Source organism: Mycolicibacter hiberniae, assembly GCF_010729485.1.
GTDB classification, from domain to species: domain Bacteria; phylum Actinomycetota; class Actinomycetes; order Mycobacteriales; family Mycobacteriaceae; genus Mycobacterium; species Mycobacterium hiberniae.
The window spans coordinates 1220556-1246899 of record NZ_AP022609.1; the positions used below are offsets into that span (position 1 = coordinate 1220556).

At 70.5% G+C, this 26344-nt stretch carries 25 protein-coding genes and 1 pseudogene; 11 read left to right on the forward strand and 15 right to left on the reverse strand.

What is annotated here, in order from left to right; translation table 11 throughout:
* Positions 1–16: 16 nt before the first annotated feature.
* From G6N14_RS05685 to G6N14_RS05700, 4 genes are all read right to left on the reverse strand, one after another.
* On the reverse strand, positions 17–925 hold the full coding sequence (locus G6N14_RS05685) for a TIGR01777 family oxidoreductase (protein ID WP_085136289.1): 909 nt from the start codon (positions 923–925) through the stop codon (positions 17–19).
* Positions 926–962: 37 nt separating this feature from the next.
* Positions 963–2732: a 2-oxoglutarate dehydrogenase, E2 component, dihydrolipoamide succinyltransferase gene (gene sucB / locus G6N14_RS05690; protein ID WP_085136288.1), complete on the reverse strand. Its 1770-nt coding sequence runs from the start codon at positions 2730–2732 to the stop codon at positions 963–965.
* Positions 2733–2949: 217 nt separating this feature from the next.
* A complete protein-coding gene (locus G6N14_RS05695) occupies positions 2950–4524 on the reverse strand; it encodes a leucyl aminopeptidase (protein WP_085136287.1) in 1575 nt (524 codons plus the stop codon).
* Positions 4525–4535: 11 nt separating this feature from the next.
* Positions 4536–5624, reverse strand: a complete 1089-nt coding sequence (locus G6N14_RS05700) for an adenylate/guanylate cyclase domain-containing protein (RefSeq protein WP_085136286.1) — start codon at positions 5622–5624, stop codon at positions 4536–4538.
* A 32-nt stretch (positions 5625–5656) separates the two neighbouring features.
* Here G6N14_RS05700 and gcvT point away from each other — a divergent pair, with 32 nt between their 5' ends.
* Together gcvT and G6N14_RS05710 are read left to right on the forward strand one after the other, a co-directional pair.
* Positions 5657–6751, forward strand: a complete 1095-nt coding sequence (gcvT, locus tag G6N14_RS05705) for a glycine cleavage system aminomethyltransferase GcvT (RefSeq protein ID WP_085136285.1) — start codon at positions 5657–5659, stop codon at positions 6749–6751.
* Between the two features lie 23 nt (positions 6752–6774).
* The gene (locus G6N14_RS05710; protein WP_085136284.1) at positions 6775–7881 is read left to right on the forward strand and encodes a branched-chain amino acid aminotransferase; all 1107 of its coding nucleotides are present in this window, start codon (positions 6775–6777) and stop codon (positions 7879–7881) included.
* Here G6N14_RS05710 and G6N14_RS21190 read toward each other — a convergent pair.
* The 5 genes from G6N14_RS21190 to G6N14_RS05735 form a co-directional block, all read right to left on the reverse strand.
* Positions 7878–10049, reverse strand: a complete 2172-nt coding sequence (locus G6N14_RS21190; protein ID WP_163787069.1) for a PE family protein — start codon at positions 10047–10049, stop codon at positions 7878–7880. The genes G6N14_RS05710 and G6N14_RS21190 overlap by 4 nt on opposite strands.
* A 181-nt stretch (positions 10050–10230) precedes the next feature.
* Entirely contained in the window at positions 10231–10395 is a 165-nt protein-coding gene (locus G6N14_RS05720) for a hypothetical protein (protein ID WP_163787071.1), read from the reverse strand.
* A gap of 142 nt (positions 10396–10537) precedes the next feature.
* On the reverse strand, positions 10538–11269 hold the full coding sequence (locus G6N14_RS05725; RefSeq protein ID WP_085133894.1) for an adenosylcobinamide-GDP ribazoletransferase: 732 nt from the start codon (positions 11267–11269) through the stop codon (positions 10538–10540).
* Entirely contained in the window at positions 11266–12330 is a 1065-nt protein-coding gene (cobT, locus tag G6N14_RS05730) for a nicotinate-nucleotide--dimethylbenzimidazole phosphoribosyltransferase (protein ID WP_085133893.1), read from the reverse strand. Before cobT ends, G6N14_RS05725 begins: the two co-directional genes overlap by 4 nt.
* A 24-nt stretch (positions 12331–12354) precedes the next feature.
* Positions 12355–13029, reverse strand: a complete 675-nt coding sequence (locus G6N14_RS05735; protein WP_085133892.1) for a DUF3043 domain-containing protein — start codon at positions 13027–13029, stop codon at positions 12355–12357.
* Between the two features lie 69 nt (positions 13030–13098).
* On the opposite strand from G6N14_RS05735, the pseudogene G6N14_RS21435 reads away from it, so the two are divergent.
* The 4 genes and pseudogenes from G6N14_RS21435 to G6N14_RS05750 all read left to right on the forward strand — a co-directional run.
* Positions 13099–13536: pseudogene (locus G6N14_RS21435) on the forward strand (glycerate kinase); the annotation flags it as partial.
* A gap of 172 nt (positions 13537–13708) precedes the next feature.
* Positions 13709–14248: a glycerate kinase gene (locus G6N14_RS21440; RefSeq protein ID WP_407663074.1), complete on the forward strand. Its 540-nt coding sequence runs from the start codon at positions 13709–13711 to the stop codon at positions 14246–14248.
* 96 nt (positions 14249–14344) lie between these two features.
* A complete protein-coding gene (gene erpA / locus G6N14_RS05745) occupies positions 14345–14701 on the forward strand; it encodes an iron-sulfur cluster insertion protein ErpA (protein ID WP_085133890.1) in 357 nt (118 codons plus the stop codon).
* 166 nt (positions 14702–14867) lie between these two features.
* Entirely contained in the window at positions 14868–15842 is a 975-nt protein-coding gene (locus G6N14_RS05750; protein ID WP_085133889.1) for a carbohydrate kinase family protein, read from the forward strand.
* 89 nt (positions 15843–15931) lie between these two features.
* Here the strand turns inward: G6N14_RS05750 and asnB are convergent, their stop codons facing one another.
* The gene (gene asnB / locus G6N14_RS05755) at positions 15932–17878 is read right to left on the reverse strand and encodes an asparagine synthase (glutamine-hydrolyzing) (protein WP_085133888.1); all 1947 of its coding nucleotides are present in this window, start codon (positions 17876–17878) and stop codon (positions 15932–15934) included.
* Here asnB and G6N14_RS05760 point away from each other — a divergent pair.
* From G6N14_RS05760 to G6N14_RS05780, 5 genes are all read left to right on the forward strand, one after another.
* Positions 17877–18038 (forward strand): hypothetical protein, encoded by a 162-nt coding sequence (locus G6N14_RS05760; RefSeq protein ID WP_163787073.1) that lies wholly within the window; start codon positions 17877–17879, stop codon positions 18036–18038. The genes asnB and G6N14_RS05760 overlap by 2 nt on opposite strands.
* A 57-nt stretch (positions 18039–18095) precedes the next feature.
* Complete coding sequence (gene ctaC, locus G6N14_RS05765; protein ID WP_407663076.1) at positions 18096–19154, forward strand: aa3-type cytochrome oxidase subunit II; 1059 nt, start codon at positions 18096–18098, stop codon at positions 19152–19154.
* 10 nt (positions 19155–19164) lie between these two features.
* Positions 19165–19584, forward strand: a complete 420-nt coding sequence (locus tag G6N14_RS05770) for a cytochrome c oxidase subunit 4 (protein ID WP_085133886.1) — start codon at positions 19165–19167, stop codon at positions 19582–19584.
* Positions 19585–19725: 141 nt separating this feature from the next.
* On the forward strand, positions 19726–20631 hold the full coding sequence (locus G6N14_RS05775; protein ID WP_163787074.1) for an MmpS family transport accessory protein: 906 nt from the start codon (positions 19726–19728) through the stop codon (positions 20629–20631).
* An 11-nt stretch (positions 20632–20642) separates the two neighbouring features.
* On the forward strand, positions 20643–21257 hold the full coding sequence (locus G6N14_RS05780; RefSeq protein ID WP_234808771.1) for a DUF2561 family protein: 615 nt from the start codon (positions 20643–20645) through the stop codon (positions 21255–21257).
* Positions 21258–21281: 24 nt separating this feature from the next.
* Here the strand turns inward: G6N14_RS05780 and G6N14_RS05785 are convergent, their stop codons facing one another.
* Genes G6N14_RS05785 through ctaE form a run of 5 tightly spaced genes read right to left on the reverse strand, consistent with a single transcriptional unit; the run spans position 21282 to position 26244 of the window.
* A complete protein-coding gene (locus tag G6N14_RS05785; protein WP_308214864.1) occupies positions 21282–21935 on the reverse strand; it encodes a pyridoxine/pyridoxamine 5'-phosphate oxidase in 654 nt (217 codons plus the stop codon).
* Between the two features lie 37 nt (positions 21936–21972).
* Entirely contained in the window at positions 21973–23598 is a 1626-nt protein-coding gene (qcrB, locus tag G6N14_RS05790) for a cytochrome bc1 complex cytochrome b subunit (protein ID WP_085133882.1), read from the reverse strand.
* A complete protein-coding gene (gene qcrA / locus G6N14_RS05795; protein WP_085133881.1) occupies positions 23595–24764 on the reverse strand; it encodes a cytochrome bc1 complex Rieske iron-sulfur subunit in 1170 nt (389 codons plus the stop codon). The genes qcrB and qcrA overlap by 4 nt, the downstream gene beginning before the upstream one ends.
* Positions 24761–25636, reverse strand: a complete 876-nt coding sequence (qcrC, locus tag G6N14_RS05800) for a cytochrome bc1 complex diheme cytochrome c subunit (RefSeq protein WP_234808769.1) — start codon at positions 25634–25636, stop codon at positions 24761–24763. Before qcrC ends, qcrA begins: the two co-directional genes overlap by 4 nt.
* Positions 25633–26244 carry an aa3-type cytochrome oxidase subunit III gene (gene ctaE / locus G6N14_RS05805; protein ID WP_046316503.1) on the reverse strand — a complete coding sequence of 204 codons (612 nt, stop codon included), beginning with the start codon at positions 26242–26244 and terminating at the stop codon, positions 25633–25635. The genes qcrC and ctaE overlap by 4 nt, the downstream gene beginning before the upstream one ends.
* Positions 26245–26344 lie beyond the last annotated feature (100 nt).

Consider the following 26344-nt stretch of genomic DNA (forward strand, 5'->3'; position numbering starts at 1 on the left):
ACCCGCCGCGCTGCCGCTACAGCGGGGTCGGCCGGGAAGTGGCGTAGGCCAGGGCCTCGCCGACGGTGGGGTGCTCGAAACGGAAACCCGCCTGTTCCAGCACGGCGGGGATGGCCCGCTGCCCGGTGAGCAGGCTTTCGGCGAACTCGCCGAGCCCGGCCCGGACCGCGAAACCGGGTAGCAGCATCGGGGCACGGCGGCCCACCGCCCGCCCCAGCGCGGCGGTGAACTCGGCGTTGGTCACCGGGGCCGGACCGGTCAGATTCACCGGGCCCGACACCGTGTCGTGGGAAATCGCGAACAGCAGTGCGCGCACCTCGTCGACCATGCTGATCCACGACATGTACTGCCGGCCGTTGCCGATCCGGGCGCCCAGTCCCCAGGAGAACAACGGCTGCAGGCGCCCCACCACGCCGCCCGCGGGCGAGAGCACGATGCCCGTACGAGCCAGCACCACGCGAACCCCGGACTGCTGTGCGGTCGCGGTCGCCGCCTCCCAGTCTTGGGCGAGCTGGGCCAGGAAATCCGTTCCCCCCGGTGCGGATTCGTCTACGGTCCGGCTGCCGGTGTCGCCGTAGTAGCCGACGCCGCTGGCATTGACCAGCACCGGGACGCCGGCCTCGGCAACCGCTGCCGACAGCACTTCGGTCGGGGCGATCCGGCTGTCGCGCAGGCTCTGCTTGAACGCACCCGACCAGCGCCGGTCGCCCACGCCCACGCCGCAGAGGTTCACCACGGCGTCGACGCCGGCGAGCGCACCGACATCGATGTCGCCGGCGGCCGGATCCCACTGCAGCTCACCGGAGCCGGCCGGGGCGCGCCGCACGATCCGCAGCACCTGATGACCGTCGGCGCGCAACGCCGACACCAGCGCCGAGCCGATCAGTCCGGATGACCCGGCGATCGCGACGACAGGGTTACCCACAGCTCAATCCTCTTGCAGCGCTTCTCGCCCGGGGCCGTCAGAGACCCAGGTCCGCCTCGAAAGCCGCTTCTTCGAGCCGGTTCTTGATCGTGGTCACGAACCGACCCGCGTCGGCGCCGTCGATCAGGCGGTGGTCATAGGTCAGCGGCAGGTAGCAGACCGAGCGTACCCCGATCGACTCGTTGCCGGCGTCGTCGACGATGACCCTGGGCCGCTTGACGATGGCACCGGTTCCGAGCATGGCGGCCTGCGGCGGCACCAGGATCGGGGTGTCGAACAGCGCGCCCTGGCTGCCGATGTTGGTGATCGTGAAGGTGCCCCCGGACAACTCGTCCGGCTTGAGGTTCCCGGAGCGGGCCCGCGCGGCGATGTCGGCGATGGCCCGCGCCAGTCCGGCCAGCGAAAGGTCACCGGCGTTGTGCACCACCGGGGACAGCAGTCCCTGCTCGGTGTCCACCGCGAAGCCCAGGTGCTCGGCGTCGTAGTAGGTGATCTCGCCGGCGTCCTCGTTGTAGCTGGCGTTGACGTTCGGGTGCGCCTTGAGGGCGTCGATCACCGCCCGGGCGATGAACGGAAGGTAGGTCAGGTTCACGCCCTCGCGCTCGGCGAAGGCGGCCTTGGCCCGGGCCCGCAACGCCACGATCTTGGTCATGTCGACCTCGTGGGTCTGGGTGAGCTGGGCGGTGGCCTGCAGCGATTCCCGGGTCTTCTTGGCGGTGATCTGGCGAATCCGGTTGGCCTTGGCGGTGGTGCCACGTAGGTGCGCCAGCGCGGAGGCGGGGGCCGCGGCTGCCGGGCGCGAAGCGGCCGGTGCCGCCGCTGCCGACGCAGCGGCCGGTTCCTTGCGCTGCTGGGCCTGCTTCTCGGCGAAGGCCAGCACGTCCTGCTTGCGGATGCGACCGCCGACCCCGGTGCCGGTGACCAGGCTCAGGTCCACGTTGTTGTCCGCGGCGAGCTTGCGCACCAGCGGGGTCACGTAGCGCGCCGCCTCGCCGTCCTGGGCCGGCGCGGCAGCGGGCTGCGCAGCTGCGGGTTCGGGCTTGGCCTGGGGTGCCGGTGCGGGCGCCGGCTCGGGCTTGGCCTGGGGTGCCGGTGCGGGCTCGGGCTCGGGCTGGGCCTGGGGTTCGGGGGCCGCAGGTGCGGGGGCCGCCGGCTCGGGCGTGGGCTCGGGTGCGGCAGCCGGGCTGCCCGAACCGATTCGGGCCAGCTCTCCGCCGACCTCGACGGTGGTGTCCTCGCCCGCGGTGATCGACAGCAAGGTTCCGGCCACCGGCGACGGGATCTCGGTGTCGACCTTGTCGGTGGAGACCTCCACCAGCGGCTCGTCGACCTCGATGCTGTCGCCCACCTGCTTGAGCCAGCGCGTCACGGTGCCCTCGGTGACCGATTCGCCCAACTCCGGCATCAGCACCGGGGTGCCGTCTCCGGCGGGGGCCGACGATGCGGCGGATGCGGGAGCGGCCGGTGCTTCGGCAGCCGGTGCCGGCTCCTCGGCAGCGGGAGCCGGTGCTTCGGCGGCGGGAGCCGGCGCCTGAGCCTCCGGTTCAGCCGGCGCCGAGGTGTTCTCACCGGCCTCGCTGATCACCGCCAGCTCGCCGCCGACCTCGACCGTGGTGTCCTCACCGGCGACGATCTTGGTCAGCACACCCGATGCCGGCGACGGGATCTCGGTGTCGACCTTGTCGGTGGAGACTTCCAGCAGCGGCTCGTCGACCTCGACGGTGTCGCCTTCCTGCTTGAGCCAGCGGGTCACGGTCCCTTCCGTGACGCTCTCACCGAGGGCGGGCATCTGGACTGAGAAGGCCATCGTTGTTGACTCCTTGCTCGATCGATCGCTGCACGTCGTCCTCTGGATACCACAGAGTGGCGGGGCGAGGGCGGTGCCCAGGTGGACTGTTGAAACCATCCTGTCATTGCGGGCCTTGCCCGCACGCACCGAGGTGGCGGTGCAACGCCTTGCGCTGCCGTGCGCTACGGCACGGCGAGCGCTGCGCCACAAGCCCGTCTGTCGGGCTCGGCCGCCGTCACCCGTTCGCGGCGATGTCTTCCAGCACCGCGAACATGGTGCGCGTCGGCACCCCGGTGCCGCCCTTTCCGGTGTACCCCCACGGGCCGCCGGAGTTGTACGCCGGCCCGGCGACGTCGATGTGCACCCATTCGACGCCGTCGGCCACGAACTCACGCAGGTACACCCCGGCGACCAGCATGCCCGCGAAACGCTGGCCGCTGACGTTGGCCAAGTCGGCCACCGTCGACTTCAGGTCGTCCTTGAGTTCGTCCGGCAGCGGCATCGGCCAGCCGTTCTCGCCGACGGCCTGCGAGATCGCCGCCACCCGGTCGCGGAAATCCTCCGAGCCCATCACCCCGGGGATACGCGCGCCGAGCGCCACCGTCTGCGCGCCGGTCAGCGTCGAGGTCTCGATGAGATAGTCCGGGTCGTCCTCGCACGCCCGCACGATCGCATCGGCCAGGATCAGGCGGCCCTCGGCGTCGGTGTTGAGCACCTCGACGGTAGTGCCGCCGTACTGCGTCAGCACGTCGCCCGGGCGCTGGGCGGTCGACGACGGCATGTTCTCGGCCATCGGCACCGTTGCCGTCACATCGAGCGGAAGGCCGCGGCGGGCGGCCAGCACCACCGTGGCGATCACGGCGGCCGCCCCGCCCATGTCGGAGGTCATGTGGTGCATCGAGGCAGCCGGCTTGATCGAGATACCGCCGGTGTCGAACGTGATGCCCTTGCCGACCAGCGCCACCTTCTTGGCGCCGTCCGGATTGGGCACCAGGCGCGACCCGCGGTGAATCAACCGCACCAGTCGCGGCGGGCGTGCCGAACCCTGGCCCACGCCGATCACGCCGCCGAATCCGGCGTCGGCCAGCGCCGCCTCGTCGAGCACCTCGACCTCCAGCCCGGCGGCCTCGCCCAGCGCCCGGGCGCGCTCGGCGAACTCGGCCGGATACAGGTGGCTCGGCGGGGTGTTGACCAGATCGCGGGCGGTGGTCACCGCCGCGGCGATGACGGCTCCCCGGGCGGCGCTCGCTTCGGCCCCGGCCGCCGACGTCAGCACCGTGAGGCTCTGCAGGCCGGGATCCTTCGGGGCCGTCTTCTCGGTGCGGAAGGCGGTGAACCGGTAGGCCCCCAGCAGTATTCCCTCGACGCCGGCGGCCACCAGGTCGTCCTCGCCCTGGCCGGGCAACCCGCTCAGCGCGCTGATCGCCGCGGTCGTGCCGTTCAGCGAGCGGGCTGCGGTTCCGGCGGCGCGGCGGACCACGTCGGCCGGCCAGGATTCCCGGGCCTTGCCCAGGCCCACGGTCAGCACGCTGGCCACCGGAAGCGACGTCACGACCAGTCGGTTGACCTGCTCGCTGCCGCCCTTGGCGCCCAGGGCGCTCAGCGCGGCCTCGATCTCGGCGACCGCCTCGGCGGGCAGCGCGGGCTCGGTGGCGACGACGACGGCGCCGCGCTCACCGGACTGCGCGCCCGGCTCGGATTCGTCGCCGGCCGAGACCACCGGCACGATCAGCACCGCCTGGTCGGCGTTGGCGGGCAGCGAGTCGGCGACGGTGACGGAGGGGGCAGGGGAGTGGTGTTCGGTGCTCACAAGGACTCACCCTAACGATCGGCGTGCGGGTGCAGCTGGTACGCCGGGACGGGTTCGTCGAACCCCTTGAGCGTCAAGGGATCCTGAACTATGACCGGCCAGTTCGGCAGTTCGGCGCGCACGCAGGACGAGGCGAGCACCTGTCCGGGTGCGGCGACGTCCACCAGGCGAGCGGCCAGATTGACCGGGGTGCCGAAGTAGTCGCCGTTGATCGCGACGATCTCGCCATAGCCCAGCCCGGCGCGCACCTGCAGGCCGGCAGCGCGGGCCTCGGGGTGATTGACCAGGTCGATCGCCGCTCTGGCCAGCAGTTCCCCGGTCGCGCTCACCCACATCACCGCGTCGCCGATGAACTTGACCACCCGCCCGCCGTCGCGGTGCACCACGTCGGCGACGGTGGCGGTGAAATCGGTGAGCAGCGTGGCCAGTTCGGTGGCGGTGAGCACCCTGGTCAGGGCGGTGAACCCGGTCAGGTCGGCGAACCCCACGCCGCACATCAGCCCCATCGTCGGCCCGCCGGCCAGGGCCTCCAGGAAGGTCCGGAGAGTGACCTGGTGCTGGCGGTGAACGGTGTCGATCATGGCGCCTATGCGCGGGATGTACTCCGCGACCGCGCGCCACGACCGGGCGGTACGCAGCTCGTCGCGGGTGTGGCCGAGCCACATGTCGGGCTCGCTGAGCCGGATCATCGACGACTCGGCCTCGGCCAGCCGCGCCATCGTCGCTCCCAATACCCGCAGGAAGCCGTCCACGGGCTCGCCGAGAAAGGACCGCATCTGACGCCAGGTGGCCAAGGCGTCGACGTCGGCCTGGCTCAGCGCGGCGGTGTCCGGGCTGGGGACGGTGAGCCCGAGCATCCGCCAGGCCTGGGCCACCTCGGCCACCGGCACGTCGAGGGCCTCGGCGGCCGTCCGCAGGGTGAAGATCGGGGGACCCGAGCGGCCCACGGCGTCACCGGCCAGGCCGAACAGCCTGCCCTGGCGCTCGGCCTGCACCATCTCCTCGGCGGTGAACCCCAGACCGTCGAGGTATTCGATGAGGCCGGCGCGGGCCCTCGCATCGGCGATGCCGGCGGCTTCGAGCGCATCCCAATCCACCATTTACATAAGTGTGCCCACTAGGCTGGCTCGTCGTGAGCGAACTGCAACACGGACCCCTGGAAGACCGGCACCGCGCCCTGGGCGCCAGCTTCGCCGAGTTCGGCGGCTGGCTGATGCCGGTGTCCTACGCCGGTACCGTCGCCGAGCACAACGCGACCCGCAACACCGTGGGGCTTTTCGATGTCAGCCACCTCGGCAAGGCGACCGTGCGGGGTGCGGGCGCGGCCGGGTTCGTCAACGCCACGCTGACCAACGACCTCGGCCGGATCTCCCCGGGGCAGGCGCAGTACACCTTGTGCTGCAACGAATCCGGTGGCGTCATCGACGACCTGATCGCCTACTACGTCGCCGACGACGAGATCTTCCTGGTGCCCAACGCCGCCAACACCGCGGCGGTGGTCTCGGTTCTGCAGGAGGTGGCGCCGGCCGGGGTGACGGTCACCGACGAACACCGCTCGCGGGCGGTGCTGGCGGTGCAGGGTCCGCGATCGACCGAGGTGGTGGCCGGGCTCGGGCTGCCCACCGAGATGGACTACATGGCGTTCGCCGACGCGGACTTCGCCGGGGTGTCGGTCCGGGTCTGTCGGTCCGGCTACACCGGCGAACACGGCTTCGAGCTGCTGCCGGAGTGGGATTCCGCGGAGGTGGTGTTCGACGCGCTGGTGGCCGCCGTGACGGAGGCCGGCGGTGAGCTGGCGGGCCTGGGAGCCCGCGACACGCTGCGCACCGAGATGGGTTACCCGCTGCACGGTCACGAACTGTCGCCGACCATTTCGCCGCTGCAGGCCCGCTGCGGCTGGGCGATCGGCTGGAAGAAGGAATCCTTCCTGGGCCGCGACGCGCTGCTGGCCGAGAAGGCAGCCGGTCCCGCGCGGCTGTTGCGCGGGCTGCGTGCCACCGGCCGCGGGGTGCTGCGTGCCGACTTGGCGGTACTCGACGGCGACCGCCGGGTGGGGGTCACCACCTCGGGCACATTCTCGCCGACGCTCAAGACCGGCATCGCGCTGGCGCTGATCGACGTCGAGGCGGGCGTGCAGGACGGCGCCCAGCTCACCGTCGACGTGCGGGGCCGTGCGGTCGAGTGCGAGGTGGTGACCCCGCCGTTCGTCACGGCAAAAACCCGCTAGCGCACCGGTTATACAATCGCTGCATGACGAGTAGCCTCCTCGACTTCCACGTGTCGGTCACCACCAACCCGACGCCCGACGAGGTGCGCGAATCCATTTTGGCTGAGCCGGGTTTCGGCAAGTACCACACCGATCACATGGTTTCGATCGACTACACCGTGGACGCGGGTTGGCACAATGCGCGGGTCATTCCCTACGGGCCCATCGAATTGGACCCGTCGGCCATCGTTTTGCACTACGCACAGGAAGTGTTCGAAGGGCTCAAGGCCTACCGGTGGACCGACGGATCGATCGTCTCGTTCCGGCCCGAGGCCAACGCCGCCCGGATGCGGGCGTCGTCGCGGCGGCTGGCGATCCCGGAGCTGCCCGACGAGCTGTTCATCGAGTCGCTGCGGCAGCTGATCGCCGTGGACGCGGCCTGGGTGCCGACCGCCGGCGGTGAGGAGTCGCTGTACCTGCGCCCATTCGTCTTCGCCACCGAGCCGGGGCTGGGGGTGCGCCCGTCCAACGAGTACCGCTGCCTGGTGATGGGCTCGCCGGCCGGCGCGTACTTCAAGGGCGGGATCAAGCCGGTCAGCGTGTGGCTGTCGACAGAGTATGTGCGGGCCTGCCCGGGTGGGACCGGCGCCGCCAAGTTCGGCGGCAACTACGCGGCGTCGCTGGTCGCCCAGGCACAGGCCGCCGAACATGGCTGCGACCAGGTGGTGTGGCTGGACGCCGCCGAGCGGCGCTACGTCGAAGAGATGGGTGGCATGAACCTGTTCTTCGTGTTCGGCACCGGTGGCTCGGCGCGGCTGGTGACGCCCGAGCTGTCCGGCTCGCTGCTGCCCGGCATCACCCGCGACTCCTTGCTGCAGTTGGCGACCGATGCCGGTTTCAGCGTCGAAGAGCGCAAGATCGACGTCAGCGAATGGCAGAAGAAGGCCGCATCGGGGGAGATCACCGAGGTGTTCGCCTGCGGGACGGCCGCGGTCATCACGCCCGTGTCGCACGTCAAGTCCGCGGACGGCGAGTTCACCATCGCCGACGGTCAGCCCGGTGAGGTCACCATGGCGTTGCGCGACACCCTGACCGGAATCCAGCGCGGCACCTTCGCCGACACCCACGGGTGGATGGCCCGGCTGGACTAACCCGTAACGCCCGGTGTGCCGGGCGTTCCGTCGGGGCTGCCCGGACCACCGTTACCGCCGGAGGCACCGGCGCCGTCGGTGGTGCTGCCGCCGGCACCGCCCACACCGCCGGCACCGCTGGCGCCCGGATGAGCGACACCACCGGCCCCGCCGGTTCCACCCCAGCCGCCCGTGGCGGTGCCCTGGACCGCGGTGGCCGCGTTGCCGCCGGCGCCGCCGTCGCCGCCCACACCGCCGATGTCATCGTTGTAGCCGTCGGCTCCTCCGTCGACGAAGCCGTCGGCAATGCCGCCGACGCCGCCGGTCCCGCCACCGCCGCCGATCGCGCCTTGCCCGATCACGGTGGTACTACCACCCGTGCCGTGGCCGCCCGTGCCGCCGACGCCGCCATTTCCACCGGTTCCGAGATTGAAGGCCATACCCCCGGTGCCGCCGGTCCCGCCCCGCCCGCCCTGGCCGTAGCCGCCGCCGACGCCACGGATTCCCGTGCCGTCCCCGCCGACGCCACCGGCCCCACCGACCCCGCCCGTGCTGCCGACTCCGATGCCGCGGCCGCCCTCGCCGCCAGTCCCGCCGGAGCCGCCCACTCCCGCGACCTGGCCGAAAATGTCGAGACCGCTACCGGTGCCACCGCTACTACCTGCACCGCCCGCACCACCGGTGCCGCCGGCACTGCCGGTGCCGCCCCCGCCGCCGCCACCACCACCAGCGGTGGTCCCCAAGGCGGCGGCTGCCCCCATGCCGCCCACGCCGCCCACGCCGCCGCTGTCAGCGCCGCCGTGACCGCCGTTGCCGCCGGCACCGGTGCCGGCGACGCCGAATCCGGATGTCCCACCGGCGCCGCCGGCGGCACCGATCGCGCCGCCGCTGCCGTTTCCGCCCGTGCCCCCGTCGCCACCTGCTCCGCCGAATTCACCTGAGCCGCCCGCCCCACCGCCGTTGCCGCGACCCGCGGAGTAGCCGACGCCGCTGGCGTCTCCACCGTCACCGCCGCGGCCCCCGGCGCCGCCGGTTCCGGAGTACCTGCCGCCGGGGCCGGTCCCGCTGTTCCCGCCGTGCCAGCCGACTCCGCCAGAGCCGCCTTGTCCGGAGGTGGTTCCGCCGTTTCCCCCGTTGCCGCCGTTGCCCCCGGCCCCGCCGCCGCCCACCCCGGTGACGGTGTTACCGCCGTTGCCACCGAGACCGCCGTAGCCGCCGCCACCTCCGTTGCCCACGGCGCCCGCGGCCCCCCCGCCGTTGCCGCCGTTGCCGCCGGCTCCGCCGATGCCGCCGTCACCGAAGAGGGCGAAGGTACTTCCTCCTTGGCCGCCGTACCAGCCGTCACCGCCCACTACGCCGGCGGCGCCGTTGCCGCCGTCCCCGCCGTGCCCGCCGGTTCCGCCGTTGCCGAATAGCCAGCTCGCCGCGTCGCCGCCGTCGCCGCCATAGGCGCCGTTGAAGCCGTTGGCGCCGTCGCCGCCGTCGCCACCATCGCCGCCGTGGCCCATGAAGGTCCCGCCGTTGCCGCCGTCGCCGCCGTCGCCGGGATAGTCGCCGGAGCCGAATCCGCCTCCGTGGCCGCCGTCGCCGCCGTTGCCGAAGAATCCGGCGTCGCCGCCGGCGCCGCCCCAGCCGCCGACAGCGGTCCCGCCGTCGCCGCCGTCGCCGAACCACAGCCCGCCGGCGCCGCCCATGGCCTGCTCGTTGGTGCCGCCGTCGATGCCGTCGGCGCCGTTGCCGATCAGCAGTTGGTCGTTGCCGAAGGTGTCGTTGATCCAGTCGCTGATCGCGTTACCGGAGGGGGTGGCCAGCCATTCCTGGCCGGCTTGGTACAGCGGGGCATAGACCCAGGTCTCGAACAGCTCTGCCATGGTGGGGTCGCCCGCGGCAGCCGGGCCGAGCGCGCTGTCGGGGCCGCTGAAGCTGCTCAAAAAGCTGCCCCAGTCTGCTGTTTCGAGCCCGGCGGTGTCCTCCCCGGCCAGCCACGACCAGGAGGCCGGGTCGACTATGTCGGCGATCCAATCGATCAGCGGGTCCGCCTGGGCCGGTGCGCCGGCCAGTGGGCACATGCCGAACGCCATGAAGGCGCCGACCGTGCCGCCCAGCCCCAGCAGCCTGGTCGCGCGACGGGGGTGGTTGAAGAGGGTGGGTGGGTTGGTGCGCCGCCGATGAAGTCGCTGAAGGTCCATGATCCGCTCCTCATGATTCTGACCGTCTGATCAGCGCCGACGCTATGGTCGTTCACAGGATGCGGATGCAGTAGTGCACTACTGCAGTTTCGGCTGGATCACCAGCGCGGGAAGCACGAGGTGGCCTCTGGCGCGCTCCGGTGCCGCGAGCGCCAGCATCGTGGCGGGAAACGTGGGGTGATCAGCGGCGCAGATCGGGGGACCCGCCGACGCGATCGGCCAGCGGGCGCAGATCCTCGGCCATCTCGTACCAATAGGTGGTGTCATCCCGATCCTCGAAGGTGCCGTCGATCATCGCCTTACGTGATTCGCGGCTTCGCTTGCTGTAGTTGTGGTGACGCCCCATCTGATATCCCCCTTTTTGTTAACGTTGCATGTTAACGTTCGTTCCACGATACATGCAATAGCGGGGCGAGGAACCACCCAATCGGAGAATAATCCGCCAGGCCGGACAGTTTCGGAAATTGCAGCAGGCTGGGCCGGGGCGCTCAGAGCGCGGCCATTGTCACCGCAGCTACCGCGGTGGCCCCCTCGACGACCGCGCCCAGCACATCGCCGGTGATCCCGCCGAAACGGCGCACGCAGTGTCGGACCAGGGTGATCGAGCAGCCCAGGGCCAGGGCCACGGCTACCGGCCCATGCCACGGCTGCGCACCGGCGGGGACCGCCGCCGCGATCAGCGCCGCAACCCAGGCTGCCGCCACCGGCAACGGCTGGCTGCCGGCCACCGTCGCGCCGAGCACGCTGCCCTCGGCCGCGGGCACCGAACGCCGGCAGGCCAGCACGGCGGCCACCCGGCCCGCACACACCGCGAGCACGATCTGCCCGGCGCCCAGCAGCGGGAACGCCGTCGCCTGCAATCCGATCACCATGACCACCGCAACCACCCCGAACGGGCCGGTCGCGCCTTCGCGCATCACCTGCAGCGCCTGGGCGGCAGGCCGGTAGCAACCCAAACCGTCGGCGGTGTCGGCCACCCCGTCGATGTGCAGGCCCCGGGTGGCGGCCAGCAGCGCCGCCACCGCCAGCAGCCCCGTCACCGGGCTGCCCGGTCCGAAGGCCAGCCCGCCGGCCCACACCACGCCCGCCGCCAGCGCCCCCAGCGCGGCGCCGATCACCGGCAACGCCGTCAGCGCGCCACGGCCCGGGGGGCCGGTCATGGCTCCGGGGAGCCGCAGCGCCGTGCCGAATCCCGCCGCGGCGGCCAGCGACCGGATCACCCGGACGCCCCGTCGGCCGGCCCGGACACCCCCGCCTCGGCGAAAGTGGCCATCGACGACAACGCCGAAACCGCGGCGCGCAGCACCGGGAGGGCAACCGCGGCGCCGGTACCCTCGCCCAGCCGCATCTGCAGGTCGAGGATCGGTTCGGTGCCCAGTGCGGCGCACGCCAGCGCGTGAGCCGGCTCGGGGGAGCGGTGACCGGCCTGCCACCAGGCCCGGGCGCCGGGGGCCAGCCGATCGGCCGCCAGGGCAGCGGCCGTGGAAGCCAGGCCGTCGAGCAGCACCGGGGTGCGGCGCACCGCTGCCTGGGCGCAGAAGCCCGCCAGCGCCGCCACGTCGGCGCCGCCGCAGCAGCGCAGCAGTCCGATCGGGTCCGCGTGCTGCGGGCGGGACCGGAACAGCGCGTCGCGCACCGCCGCGGTCTTGCGGGCCCAGCCGGCATCATCGATCCCGGTCCCGTGCCCGACCGCCTCAGCGGGTTCGGCGCCGGTCAGTGCGGCGACCAATGTCGTTGCGACGGTGGTGTTTCCGATTCCCATGTCGCCGGGTATCAGCAGGTCGGCCCCGCTGTCGACCTCCTCGTCGGCGATCCGCCGGCCCGCCTCGAGCGCGGCCAGCACCTCGTCGTGGGTCAGAGCGTCCTCGCAGGTGATGTCGCCGCTGCCGCGGCGCACCCGGTAGGTGCTGAGTGTCCCGCCCGGGTCACCGGGGATCGGCCCCGCGACGGCCATGTCCACCACGCGCACCCCGGCCCCGCCGACGGCGGCCAGCGCGTTGACAGCCGCCCCGCCACGGTCGATGTTGGCGACCATCTGTGCCGTCACCTCCGGGGGATAGGCCGACACGCGTCCGCGGGTCACGCCGTGATCGCCGGCGAACACCACGATGCGGACGCGTTCGAACTGTCGCGGCGGGCACTGCCCCTGGCAGGCCGCCACCCAGACCGACAGCGTCTCCAGGCGCCCCAGGGAACCCGGTGGCTTGGTCAGCGAGTTCTGCCGGGCGCGGGCGGCGGTCGCCGCCGCGGCGTCGGGCGGGCTGACCGGGGGGAAATCCATCGCTGTCGGCGGCCGGGCAGCGCTTTAGTTGAGGCCTTCGCCACGCCGCACCTGCGGGCGCGGCGCCCGCATGCGGCGCACCGTCGACGCACGGCCTGCGGCGTAGAGCCCCAGCCGCCAACGGCTTTCGGTGTTGTCCGGGAACTTTTCGTCGACCAGGCGGCCGACCTTGCGGGCCACCAGCACACCGTCGAGCGCCATCAGGAGCATCAACAGCATCATCGCCGGCGAGATGTAGTACTGCACCTGCGGCAGGGCCATCATGATGAACATCAGCCCCAGCGCCACCGGCATGAACAGGCCGAGCAGGTTGCGGCGGGAGTCGACGATGTCGCGAGCGTAGCGGCGCACCGGGCCCCGGTCGCGTTCCAGCAGCGCCGACTCGTCGCCGGCCAGCATCCGCTCCCGCCGTTCGGCCATGCGCTCCCGGCGCTGTGCCTTGGCGATCCGGCGTTCCTCTTTGCTCAGCTTCGGGCCGGCCAGCGACTTGCGCCGGGCCCGGGCCTCCGCGGCGGTCATCGGAGCCGGTGCCACCGGACCGCGCCGCCTTGCGGCGCTGCGCTTGGGGGTGGGCCGGCCCTTGGGGGCGGTGCCGCCGCCACGGGCGGAGTCCGCCGTCCCGGCGCCGTCGAGAGAGACGGCGGAGACTGCGGACTCAGCGGACTGACCCTCGTCTTTTCTGCGCCCCGGCACTTTCACGCCCGCCAGATTACTTGTCCGGCCCGCCCGGCCTGCGCCGCCGTCCGTCCGGCTCGATAGCCTGCGCAGATGGGTGATCGCCCGGATCCCGGCGGCGCGGCCGGTGGGAAGTCGCTGCGGGTCCTGATCGCACCGGACTGCTACGGCGACAGCCTGACGGCACGGCAGGCCGCCGCCGCCATCGCGACCGGCTGGCGTCGCAGCCGCCCCCGGGACCGGCTGGTGATCGCGCCGCAGTCCGACGGCGGCCCCGGCTTCGTCGAGGTGCTGGCCGCCGCGGTGGGCACGGTGCGCCGGTCGCGGGTCAGCGGGCCGCTGGCCGAGGGCCTCGACGCGGAATGGGTCTGGGCCGCCGAAACCGGCACCGCCTACCTGGAGTGTGCTCAGGCCTGCGGCCTCGCCCGGCTGGGCGAGCCCGCGTCGCCGCAGACAGCGCTGGCGGCCCACAGCCGCGGAGTCGGGCAGCTCGTCGCCGCGGCGCTGGCCGCCGGGGCGCAGCGGATCGTGGTCGGCCTCGGCGGGAGTGCCTGCACCGACGGCGGTCGCGGCATGGTCGAGGAGCTGGGCGGCCTGAGCGCCGGTCGACGGCGGCTGGCCGGGATCGAGCTGGTCGCCGCCTGCGACGTCGAGCACCCGCTGCTGGGTCCCCGGGGTGCTGGGTCCCCGGGGTTGCGCCCGGGTGTTCGGGCCGCAGAAGGGCGCCGACCCGGCCACCGTGGCCGTCCTGGAGCGCCGGCTCGCCGCCTGGGCATCCGAGCTGGACGCCGCGGCCGGGTGGCCGGTCAGCGCGGCGCCGGGTGCCGGTGCGGCCGGGGGGATCGGCGCGGCACTGCTCGCGCTGGGCAGCACCGTCGAATCCGGTGCGGAGATCGTGGCGCGGCACACCGGCCTGGCGGCCGCGCTCGCCGACACCGACGTCCTGGTGACCGGCGAGGGGCGCCTCGACGAGTCGTCGCTGCACGGAAAGGTGGTCGGCGCCCTGGCGGCCGCGGCGCGAGCGCGGGGCATTGCGGTGCTGGTGCTGGCCGGGCAGGTCGCCCTGGACGAACCCGCGTGGCGGCGCGCCGGCGTGGTGACGGCCCGGGCTATCGCCGAGCACGCCGGTTCGGTGCCACTGGCGCTGGCCGACGCGGCGAATCAGCTGATCGGTCTGAGTGCGGCCACCGCAGCCCAGTTCGGCGATCGTGGGCAGAGTCCGCCCGGCTCGCCGCGTCGGTAGGGAACACGTTGGCGCAGGGTATCGTTGCTGAAGTGGGCTTGAACTCCGGGCGTCGGGGTGGGGCCCGCCCCATGACAATCGCAGTAGGGAGACGCAATGACTGTTCAGGATCAGTCGACCACCGAGTCTCACGGCGTCGTTTTGACCGATGAGGCCGCGGCCAAGGTCAAGGCGCTGCTGGAACAGGAGGGCCGTGACGACCTGACCCTGCGGATCTCGGTCCAGCCGGGCGGCTGCGCGGGCCTGCGCTACAACCTGTTCTTCGACGACCGCACCCTCGACGGTGACTTGGTCGTGGAGTTCAACGGCGTGACGCTGACCGTCGACCGGATGAGCGCGCCGTACCTGCAGGGCGCCGAGATCGGCTACGCCGACCAGATCGACAAGCAGGGCTTCACCATCGAGAACCCCAACGCCGGCGGCTCCTGCTCGTGCGGCGACTCGTTCAACTGAGCACCTGACGGGCGATCACAGCCGGGTGCGGCGGTTCGCCGCAATCGGCTGTCAGCACCCCAGCGTCGGCGGCCCGTAGCTGCCCGGCGGCGAGCCGGTGACACCGGACCGCTACCGTGGGTACCCACATCCAGGCCCATGGTGACGAAACGAGGGGGATAGTTCAGTGACGATTGCGGTGACCGGTTCGATCGCGACCGACCATCTGATGCGCTTTCCGGGTCGGTTCTCCGAACAACTGCTGGCCGATCACCTGCAGAAGGTCTCGCTGAGCTTCCTGGTCGATGACCTGGTGGTGCATCGCGGCGGCGTGGCCGGCAACATCGCCTTCGCCATCGGTGTGCTCGGCGGCGACGCCGCGCTGGTGGGCGCCGCGGGCGCCGACTTCGCCGACTACCGGCAGTGGCTGGTGTCGCACGGCGTCAACTGCGACCACGTGCTGACCTCGACGACCGCGCACACCGCCCGGTTCGTGTGCACCACCGACGTCGACATGGCCCAGATCGCGTCGTTCTACCCGGGCGCGATGTCGGAGGCCCGTAACATCTCGCTGGCCGAGCTGGTCGAGGCCGCCGGGAAGCCGGAGCTGGTGATCGTCGGGGCCAATGACCCCGAGGCGATGTTCTTGCACACCGAGGAGTGCCGCAACCTGGGCCTGGCGTTCGCCGCCGACCCGTCGCAGCAGTTGGCCCGGCTGACCGGCGAGGAGATCCGCAAGCTCATCGACGGCGCCACCTACCTGTTCACCAACGACTACGAGTGGGACCTGCTGCTGTCCAAGACCGGCTGGACCGAGGCCGACGTCGCCAAGCAGGTCGGCCTGCGGGTGACCACCCTGGGTGGTGACGGTGTCGACATCGTCTCCCCGGACGGCTCGCGCGTTCACGTCGGTGTGGTGCCGGAGAAGTCCCAGACCGACCCGACCGGGGTCGGCGACGCCTTCCGCGCCGGTTTCCTGACCGGTCGCAGCGCCGGATTGAGCCTGGAGCGGTCGGCGCAGCTCGGTTCGCTGGTGGCGGTGCTGGTGCTGGAGTCCACCGGGACCCAGGAGTGGACGTGGGACCGCGCCACCGCGGTGAGCCGGCTGGCCGACGCCTACGGCGACGCCGCCGCGGCCGAGATCGACGCCGCGCTGCGGTAAATGATCCGCTGACTCTGCGCTCACCAGGCACAAGTGCGAGTAGGTGCCCTGGTGGGCGCAGAGTGAACGGGCGCCCGGCCAGCCGCTAGCTAGAGCCGCACCGGGTATTCCGGCTCCTTGATGTCGGGCATCACGCTGTGCTCGACGAAGATGGCGTGCCAGAGCATGAAGATCAGCACGGTCCACAACCGGCGGCTGTGATCGGCGGCGCCGGTGCGGTGCTCGTCGAGCATCGAACGCACCGCGGCCACATCGACCAGGTGATCGGCGCCGGTGGCGTCCACCATCGCGTAGGCCCACTCCACCAGCTCACCGGCCCGCAGCCAGTGCCGCAACGGCACTGGGAAGCCCAGCTTGGGCCGGTGCAGCACATGCGCGGGAATGATCGGCTCCAGCGCACGCCGCAGCGCGTACTTGGTGGTGGTGCGGGTGATCTTGGCCGACACCGGAAGCCGGGAGGCCACCGCGAACACCTCGGGGTCCAGGAACGGCACCCGCAGCTCCAGGGAGTTGGCCATCGTCATCTTGTCGGCTTTGACCAGGATGTCGCCGCGCAGCCAGGTGAACAGGTCGAGGTGCTGCATGCGGGCCACCGGGTCCCAGCCGACCGATTCGGCGTACACCGGCGCGGTCACGTCGGTATGGGTCCAGTCGGGGCAGAAGCCCGGCAGTACTGCCCGCAGTTGCTCGTCGGAGAAACTGCGCGCGTTGCCGTAGTAGCGCTCCTCAAGCGTCAGCGAGCCGCGGTGCAGCAGGCTCTTACCGCGCATTCCCTCGGGCAGCGGTCGCGACGCCCGGCCCAGCGACCGGCGCACCGGTGCGGGCAGGTAGTCGAACGGGCGCAGGGACAGCGGCTCGCGGTAGATCGTGTACCCGCCGAACAACTCGTCGGCGCCCTCGCCGGAGAGCACCACCTTGACGTGCTTGCGGGCCTCGGCGGCGATGAAGTACAGCGGCACCAGCGCCGGGTCGGCGACCGGGTCGTCGAGGTACCACACGATCTCGGGCAGCGCGGCCACGAACTCGGCCGGGCTGACCACCTTGACCACGTGGCGGGCGCCGATCGCCTCGGCCGACGCCGCGGCCACGTCGATCTCGGAGAACCCTTCTCGCTCGAACCCGGTGGTGAAGGTGATCAGCTTGGGGTTGTGCCGCATCGCCAGCGCGGCGATCGCGGTCGAGTCGATGCCGCCGGACAGGAACGCGCCCACGGTGACGTCGGCGCGCATGTGCTTGGCCACCGAGTCCTCGAGCACCGCGGTGATCTCGTCGTAGCGCGCCTGCTCGGTGTCGCGGGTGATCGGAGTGGCGTCGAACCGGGGCCGAAAATAGCGGGTGGTCTGCGGCGCGTCGCCGGGCCGAATACGGGCGTAGCAGCCCGACTCCAGCCGCCGGATCCCGCGGTGCAGCGTCTCGGGCTCCGGCACGTACTGCAACACCGTGTAGTGCTGGACGGCGCGGGTGTCGATGGCGGTGTCGAAACCGACCACCTCGGCCAGGTCCAACAGGCACTTCTTCTCGCTGCCCACCACCGTGCCGCCCGGCCCGGACGCCATGAACAGCGGTTTGATCCCGAACGGGTCGCGGGCGCAGAACAGCTCGCCGGCCACGGTGTCCCACACCGCGAAGGCGAACATGCCGCGCAGGCGGGTCAGCACACCCGTGCCCCAGTAGTGGTATCCCGCGACGATCGCCTCGCCGTCGCCGTCGGTCGCGAACACCGCGCCGTGCTCGGCGGCCAGCTCGTCGCGCAGCTCCAGGTAGTTGTAGATCTCGCCGTTGAACACCAGCTCGTAGCGCTCGGGTGCCTCCGGCGGGCCCCACCGCATGGGCTGGTGGGAGTGGGCGATGTCGATGAACGACAGCCGGTTGAAGCCGAACACCACGCGATCGCCGGCCCAGATGCCGCCCGGCTCGTCGGGTCCGCGGTGGCGCATCAGGTGGGTCGCACGCGCTACCGCGCCGGCGACTTCGGCCACGTCGGGGCCGGGTGTCGTGCCGGCCGGGGCACACACGAAGGCCAGCAGACCACACATGGGGTCTCAGTATGCCGCACCGGAATCGGCCGCCGGCTGCGTAGGCCTGCGCGGGGCCGCCGCAGTTCCGGGGGAGGCGGCGGCCGCCGGTCAACACACCGGAGCGGCCAACCGGCAGGTACGTCGAGACTCGGTGATCCGGGTGGTCTACGCTGCGTAGTATTCGACTGCTCCGCCAGGTCAGTCGGCCCGTTCTGTGACTCGAGGAGGCACCAAGGTGACACGTCGCGGGCAGGGCGTTGCGCATCGCCGTCTGCGTCGACCGCTGGCTGCGGCCGGCGTGCTCGGACTGCTGGCGGTAACGCTCAGCGGATGCAGCGTCGACTGGACCGACATCGTCGGTTTCGGCTGGCCGAAGGGCATCACCCCTCAGGCCGAAGCCAACTACCAGCTGTGGATCGGCATGGTCATCGCCTCGGTGGTGATCGGTGGGCTCGTGTGGGGAATGATCTTCTGGTCGATGATCTTCCACCGCAAGAAGGCGACCGACACCGAATTGCCGCGCCAGTTCGGCTACAACATGCCGCTGGAGCTGGGGCTGACCGTCCTGCCGTTCCTGGCCGTTGCGGTGATCTTCTACTTCACCGTGGTGGTGCAGGAGGAGATGCTGCATCAGGAGCCGGACCCCGAGGTGGTCGTCGACGTCACCGCCTTCCAGTGGAACTGGAAGTTCGGTTACCAGAAGGTCGATTTCCACGACCACACGCTCACCTACGACGGCGCCGACCCGGCCCGCAAGGAAGCCATGACGTCCAAGCCCGAGGGTGTCGACCACCACGGCGAGGAACTGGTGGGACCGGTGCGCGGTCTCAACGTCGAGGACCGGACCTACCTGAACTTCGACAAGATCGAGACGGTGGGCACCACCAACGAGGTTCCGGTTCTGGTGCTGCCGAGCGGCAAGCGGATCGAGTTCGTGCTGAACTCGGCCGACGTCATCCACTCGTTCTGGGTGCCGGAGTTCCTGTTCAAGCGTGACGTCATCGCCTGGCCCGAGCGCAACAACCAGGTGAACACCTTCCAGGTCTCCGAGATCACCAAGGAAGGCGCGTTCGTCGGCCACTGCGCCGAGATGTGCGGCACCTACCACGCGATGATGAACTTCGAGGTCCGGGTGGTCTCGCCCAACGACTTCAAGGCCTATCTGGATCAGCGCATCGCCGGGAAGACCAACGCCGAGGCGCTGGAGGCGATCAACCAGGACCCCCTGGCGACATCGACCTTCCCGTTCGACAGCCGTCGTGGCCTGCTAGCCCCCCAAGCCAGCAACAAGTAGGGACAACCTCATGCGCATCGAATCCAGGCTGTTCGAGTTCGTCGCCACCTTCTTCCTGGTGGTCGGGGTGATCTATGCGGTGCTGACCGCGAAGTTCGCCACCGGTGGCGTGGAGTGGGCCGGCACCACCGCGTTGTTCCTGACCGGCACGATGGCCATGATCGTGGCCACCTTCTTCCGGTTCGTGGCGCGTCGGCTCGACACCCGTCCCGAGGACTACGAAGCGGCCGAGATCAGTGACGGCGCCGGCGAACTGGGCTTCTTCAGCCCGCACAGCTGGTGGCCGATTCTGGTCGCACTGTCCGGGTCGGTGGCGGCCGTCGGAATCGCCCTGTGGCTTCCGTGGCTGATCGCCGCCGGCGTGGTGTTCGTGCTCTCGAGCGTGGCCGGGCTGGTCTTCGAGTACTACATCGGTCCCGAAAAGCACTGACCACACACCTGCGTCTCGGCCACCGTGTCGACCCGTTTGGGTAGGGTTGCCGATGCACAATGACCAACGGTGGTTGATGTAGACCGCAACCGGCCACGGCATGGCGCCGTGGCCGCGGCGGTGTGAAGAGGATAGGCGGGAATGAGCGGGCCGAATCCCCCAGCGGCGGGCTCTGGAGAAGAGGGCTCCGGCAGCGGTCAGCCGGCCTCCGACGGCGCACCCGAGGCGGGCGCCGGCGGGGACATCCAGCCCCTTGACGACCTCGCGGCGACGCCCACGGCACCGGCACCGGACAGCACGGCCTACTCGCAGGCCTACTCGGCTCCCGAATCCGAGCAGTTCCTGAGCGGTCCCTACGTCCCGGTGGATCCGCGGCTCTACGACTACGACACCTACGACGTCCCCGACGAACCGGATCCGGACGCCAAGACCCCGCGTTGGCCATGGGTGGTCGGTGTCACCGTGATCATCGCCGCGATCTCGCTGGTGGTGTCGGTGGCCCTGCTGTTCGCCCGCACCGAGACGCAGGATCTGGCGACGCCGGCCACGACGACGAGCACCGCCCCGGTGCCGCCGGTACAGGACGAGATCACCCGAACCACTCCCAGCAGCACCGTGCCGCCGCCGCCCCCGCCGAGCAGCGAGGAGCCGCCGCCGCCCCCGCCGAGCAGCGAGGAGCCGCCGCCGCCCCCGCCGCCTCCGGCGCCGAGCGAGGAGCCGACGTCGGAGCCACCGACCACGACGCAGGAGACCACCACGACCACGCCGCCCAAGCCGCTGCAGGTGACGTATTCGGTGACGGGCACCAAGGCCCCGTTCGACCAGATCACCATCACCTACGTCGATGCCTCCGGGCAGCGTCGCACCCAGCGCAACGCCTACATTCCGTGGTCGCTGACGCTGACTCCCATCTCCCAGTCGGAGATCGGGGCCGTGGAGGCCACCAGCATGCTGCGGCTGAGCAAGCTGAACTGCTCGATCACCAGCAGTGACGGTAGGGTGTTGTTCTCCAACAGCAACGATGCACCAGTGACAAGCTGCGGATGACCGGCGGAACCATGACAGATCGATTCTTTGGACCGGGACGCTCCCCGGAAGTCACAGACCGCGTCCTGCTGGGCGCCTGCGCGGCGATCTGGCTGACGCTGCTGGGCATGAGCGTGGCGGCCACGGTGGCCCTGGTGGACCTCGGGCGGGGCTTTCACCAGCCCGCGAAGAGCTCGCACGGACTGCTCTACGTCGTGATCGGCGTGTCGGCGCTGGTGATACTGGCCGCCGTCCCGGTGCTGCTGCGGGCCCGCCAGCCCGAACCGCCGCGACCCGCCGGCTTCCCGCCCCAGCCGCCTTCCAAGCCGCTGCGGCCGGGCGCCCCGCTGCCGCAGCGCGGTTTCGATGTCCCCGGCCGGCGGGCGGCCGGCACCAGGTCCCTGCTGCCCAACCAGGATCAAGTGGACCGGGTGCTGTTGCGTGGCATCACCGCGATGGCCAGCGCTACCGGCGCGGCGTTGACCCTGGTGGCGCTGGCGACCTATCTGATGGCCGTCGGCAAGGACACCGGTTCGTGGGTCTGCTACGGCTTGGCCGGGGCCGGTGCAGTGGCCATGCCGGTGATTCCCTGGCTGTACCTGCGCCAGCTCGGTGAGGCTGCGGACCTGCCGTCTCGGTTCGGCTGAGCGGTACAGCGGGGACGCCGCGGGCTAAGGCCAGAGCAGCGTCGTTGACCAGCGGGCGCCATCACACTCATAACGGAGCCTGCGGTGCCGGCGCTGGGTGTCGGACTGCCAGAATTCCACCGAGTCAGCGCGTACCGCATACGAAACCCACTCGACCGGGACCAGGGTGGGGGAGCGCTCGAGCTCCAGATGTGCCTTCGCCAGCGCTTCGTCGATCTCAGCGGGGTCGGAGTACGGCTCACTTTGCCGTCCGGTCAGCACCATCGCCCGGGCGCCTTCGGAGCGGGCCTGGAAGTCCTCAGCGGTCACTGCCGGCGGGTCGGGCAGCGCGACGCCTTCGATGCGGACCTGGCGGCCCAGCGCGGCCCAGTAGAACGTCAGCGCGACAGCCGGATTGCGGGCGAGTTCCCCGCCCTTGCGGCTGGCCGAGCTGACGGCGAAGTGCCAGCCGGCGGCATCGACGTCTTTGAGGATCAGCACCCGCGCGCCGGGCCGCGCCCGGTCGCCGTCGGCGGTCACCGTCGACAACGTCATCGCATGCGGCTCCGCGACGCCGCTGTCGACAGCGTGCAGCAACCACCCGACGAACAGGTCGACGGGATCGTCCGGGGCCTGCGCCGGATCGAACTCCGGGGCCGCACCAACCAAAACGGGCAGCCCACGCAACACAGTGCGCAGGCTGCCCGCTGGCTGGGACCCCTGGGTCCCGATGGGCCTAGTGATGGCCGTTGGTTTCTTCGCCCTGGTACTCGGCCAACGCGGTCAGCGCACGCCGCTCGCTGGCGTGAGCGGCCTCGGTGAGCGCTGCGTCCTCGTCGGCCGGGTCGGCCGTCAGGAAGCTGCCGTGGCCGGTGGCGCCACCGGAACCGAGCTTGTTCATCTTCTTGGGCAGCGGGGTACCGGCGTACTCCAGCGGAATCGGGTGGCCGTGCTCGTCGACCGGGCCCAAGGGCTGGTGCAGCTCGATGTAGGCGCCCTGCGGCAGCCGCTTGATGATGCCGGTCTCGATGCCGTGCTCGAGCACCGCGCGGTCGCTGCGCTGCAGACCGATGCACCACCGGTAGGTGATGAAGAAGATCAGCGGCGGCAGCACCACCATTCCGATGCGGCCGATCCAGGTGGTCGCATTCAGGGAGATGTGGAACTTCCACGCGATGATGTCGTTCATCGCGGCCAGGGTCAGCACCATGTAGAAGGTGATCGCCATGGCTCCGATGGCGGTGCGGACCGGAACGTCCCGGGGCCGCTGGAGAAGGTTGTGGTGCGCGGTGTCACCGGTGAACTTCTTCTCCAGGAAGGGGTAGATGATCAGCAGGATGAACACCGCGCCCATGATCAGCGCCACGCCGACCGCTCCCGGAATGGTGTGGCCGAACGGGTAGAACTCCCACGCCGGCCACAGACGGGCCATGCCTTCCGTCCACATCATGTAGAAGTCCGGCTGGCTACCCGCCGACACCTGAGAAGGCCGGTAGGGGCCCAGGTTCCAGATCGCGTTGATCTGCAGCAGCCCGCCCATCAGGCCGAGGATGCCGGTGATCATCGCGAAGAATGCGCCCGACTTGATCGCGAAGACCGGCAGCACCCGCACGCCCACGACGTTGGTCTCGGTGCGGCCCGGGCCGGGGAACTGGGTGTGCTTCTGGAACCACACCAGCGCCATGTGCACGCCGATGAGGGCCAGGATGATGCCCGGGATCAGCAGGATGTGCAGCGCGTAGAGCCGGGGGATCAAGATGGTGCCCGGGAAGTCGCCGCCGAACAGCGCCCAGTGCAGCCAGGTGCCGATCACCGGCATGCCCAGCGTGATCGAGGACAGTGCGGCGCGCAGACCGATACCGGACAGCAGGTCGTCGGGCAGGGAGTAGCCGAAGTAGCCCTCGAACATGGCCAGGATCAGCAGCAGCGACCCGATCACCCAGTTGGCTTCACGCGGTCGGCGGAACGCGCCGGTGAAGAAGATGCGCGCCAGGTGCACCATGATCGACGCTGCGAACATCAGCGCCGCCCAGTGGTGGAGCTGGCGGACGAACAGGCCGCCGCGGACCTCGAAGGAGATGTCCAGCGCCGACTCGTAGGCCCGGGACATCTGCACGCCGTTGAGTGGCTGGTAGACGCCGTGGTAGATGACCTCGGCCATCGACGGGTCGAAGAACAACGTCAGGTAGACGCCGGACAGCAGCAAGATGATGAAGCTGTACAGCGCGATCTCACCGAGCAGGAACGACCAGTGCGTCGGGAAGACCTTGTTGAACTGCCGGCGCAGGGCGGCCGACGGGTGGTAACGGGTGTCGATCTCGTCAGCTTGGCGGGCGAGCAAGTCGCCGATTGCAGGACTCATGAGGTGCGCTCCCAGAAAGCCGGTCCGACAGGTTCGACGAAGTCGCCGTTGGCGACCAGATATCCATTGGCGTCAATGGTGATCGGCAGCTGTGCCAGCGCGCGGGCCGCCGGGCCGAAGACCGGCTTGGCGTAGTGCAGCGCGTCGAACTGCGACTGGTGGCACGGGCACAGGATCCGATAGGTCTGCTGCTCGAACAGCGATGAGGGGCAGCCCAGGTGCGAGCAGATCTTCGTGTAGGCGAAGAAGTCGCCGTAGTTGAAGCTTTCCTGGCCCTGGCGCTTGACCACCTTGTCCCGGTCGTCGGGCCGGATGCGGATCAGCATGACCGGGTTGCGGACGCCCATCATGATGTGGGTGAGCTTCTCCCGCGACTCTTCGGTGGTGCCGTCACCGTCGGACTCCCGCCAGGGGAACACCGTCTCCATACCGCCGGCGTCGAGGTCTTCGGGCCGCATCTTGATGAACGGCGAATTGGTGCTCTGGCCGGTGGAGCGGGCCAGGTAGATGGTTTCGCCGTGGTAGCGCGGCGTCCAGCCGGACGTCCACAGCATGGCCTTCTTGCCCTCGGCGGTCTCGACGACCGGCTTCCACGGGTTCTTGATCAGCCCGCCGGCGCCGGCGACCAGGGTGCCCAGCCCGAACGCTCCGAATCCGACGCCCAGGGACGCACCGAGCAGCTTGCGCCGCCGGATGGTGGAGCCTTCGAAGGCGTCGGTGAGCTGCGCGCCCACGGTCCTGCGGTCGAGCTCGCTGGAGCTGCCGTCGTGACGCTCCTGGATGGTGATCTCTTCGGGAATGAACTTCTTGACGAACAGCACCGCGCCGATGGCGATGCAGAGCACCGACATCCCGAACGTCAAGCCGTACAACGGCGTTGCCAGCGAGTAGGCCAGGCCGTCGGGGGACTCCAGCGGCGCGTACTCCCAGGGCCAGAACAAGAAGACCAGCAGCAGCGCCAAGCCGAAGCCGCCGCCGGCCAGGAACCAGGCGGCAACCCGGCGCTCGGCGCGCTTCTCCGCCCGGGTGCCCTCGACGGGCCAGCGGGTCTCCTTGAAGACGGTGTCGACTCCGTCGATCTTGCCGCCGAGAGCCAACAGCTCGTCAGTGGTCATCGTCGCGAGTGCGGCGTCGTCGGGGAGTTCGGTCTTGTCGTAGCTGCTCATGAGCGTGCCCCGATCCACATTGCCGCGGCGATGGCGGCGACCATGCCGATAATCCACATCACCATGCCCTCAGGAGCCGGGCCGAACCCGCCGAGCCCGTAGCCGCCCGGATCACGTTCCTCGGTAACGGATTTGACGTAGGCGATGATGTCCTTCTTCTCCTCCATGGAGATCTGCCGGTCGGAGAAGCGCGGCATGTTCTGCGGGCCGGTCAGCATCGCGGTCAGGATCTGCTGCTCGCTGGCGGGTGCCAGGTCGGGCGCGTACTTACCGGAGGACAGTGCGCCGCCGCGGCCGGTGAAGTTGTGGCACGACGCGCAGTTCAGGCGGAAGAGGTCGCCGCCGCGGCCGAGGTCTTCGCCGCGCAGCGAGGCCTGGGCGATGCTGCCGTCGGCGTTGCGGACCACGGTGGGGCCGCCGCCGTTGGCCTGCACGTAGGCACCGATGGCGTCGATCTGGGCGTCGTCGAACATCGGGTACTTGCGGGGCGCCTGGGCCTCACCGCGGGCCGCGGGCATCCGTCCGCTGGAGACCTGAAAGTAGACGGCGGCCTCGCCGACACCGATCAGGCTCGGTCCACGGCCGGGCTCACCTTGCAGGTTCACGCCGTGGCAGCTCACGCACGAGGTGTCGAAGAGTTGCTTACCGGTCCGCAGCAGGGCTGAGGTGGACTCGTCGGCGACCGCGACCTGTGGGGTCGGGGTCAGCAGTGCGGCCGTGCCGCCGGCCAGGGCCAGGGCGACCAGCAGCAGCAGCCCGCCGGAGAGCCGGCGGCGCAGGCGGCGCCGGGCGACGGTGTCGTTGCTGCCAGGCCGGGCCCACTTCTTCAGTGTCTTCAACCGGACACTCCTGTTCATCGGGCGGTTGCTCATCGGATGAAGTAGATCGTGGCGAACAGTGCGATCCACACGATGTCGACGAAGTGCCAGTAGTAGGACACGACAATCGATGCGGTGGCCTGAGCCGGGGTGAACTTGCTCATGGTGGTGCGCAGCATCAGGAAGACGAAGGCCACCAAGCCGCCGATAACGTGCAGGCCGTGGAAGCCGGTGGTCAGGTAGAACACCGTGCCGTAGGCGCTCGAGGGAATGGTGGTGCCGTGCGCGACCAGGTGTGAGTACTCGTAGGCCTGACCGCAGACGAAGAACAGCCCCATGAGGAAGGTCAGCAGGTACCACCGGCGCAGCCCGAACACGTCACCGCGCTCGGCGGCGAACACGCCCATCTGGCAGGTGAACGAGGACGCGATCAGCACCAGCGTCACCGGGACCGCCAGTGCGAGGTTCAACTCGGTTGGCGGCGGCGGCCAGGCGCCTCCGGACTGTGCCCGCGCGGTGAAGTACATCGCGAACAGACCGGCAAAGAACATCAATTCACTGGACAGCCACACGATGGTGCCGACGCTGACCATGTTCGGACGGTTCAGCGAATGCACACGAGAAGTAATGGCAGTACCCGAGGACCCCACAGCGCTCGTCACATCCGCAAGTATGACGCTATGTAGTTGTAGAACTCCACCCGGGGCTGGCATTTCGTGTGAACCAGTCTTGTCCTGGTCGTTACCGGCCCGTTTCCCCTTG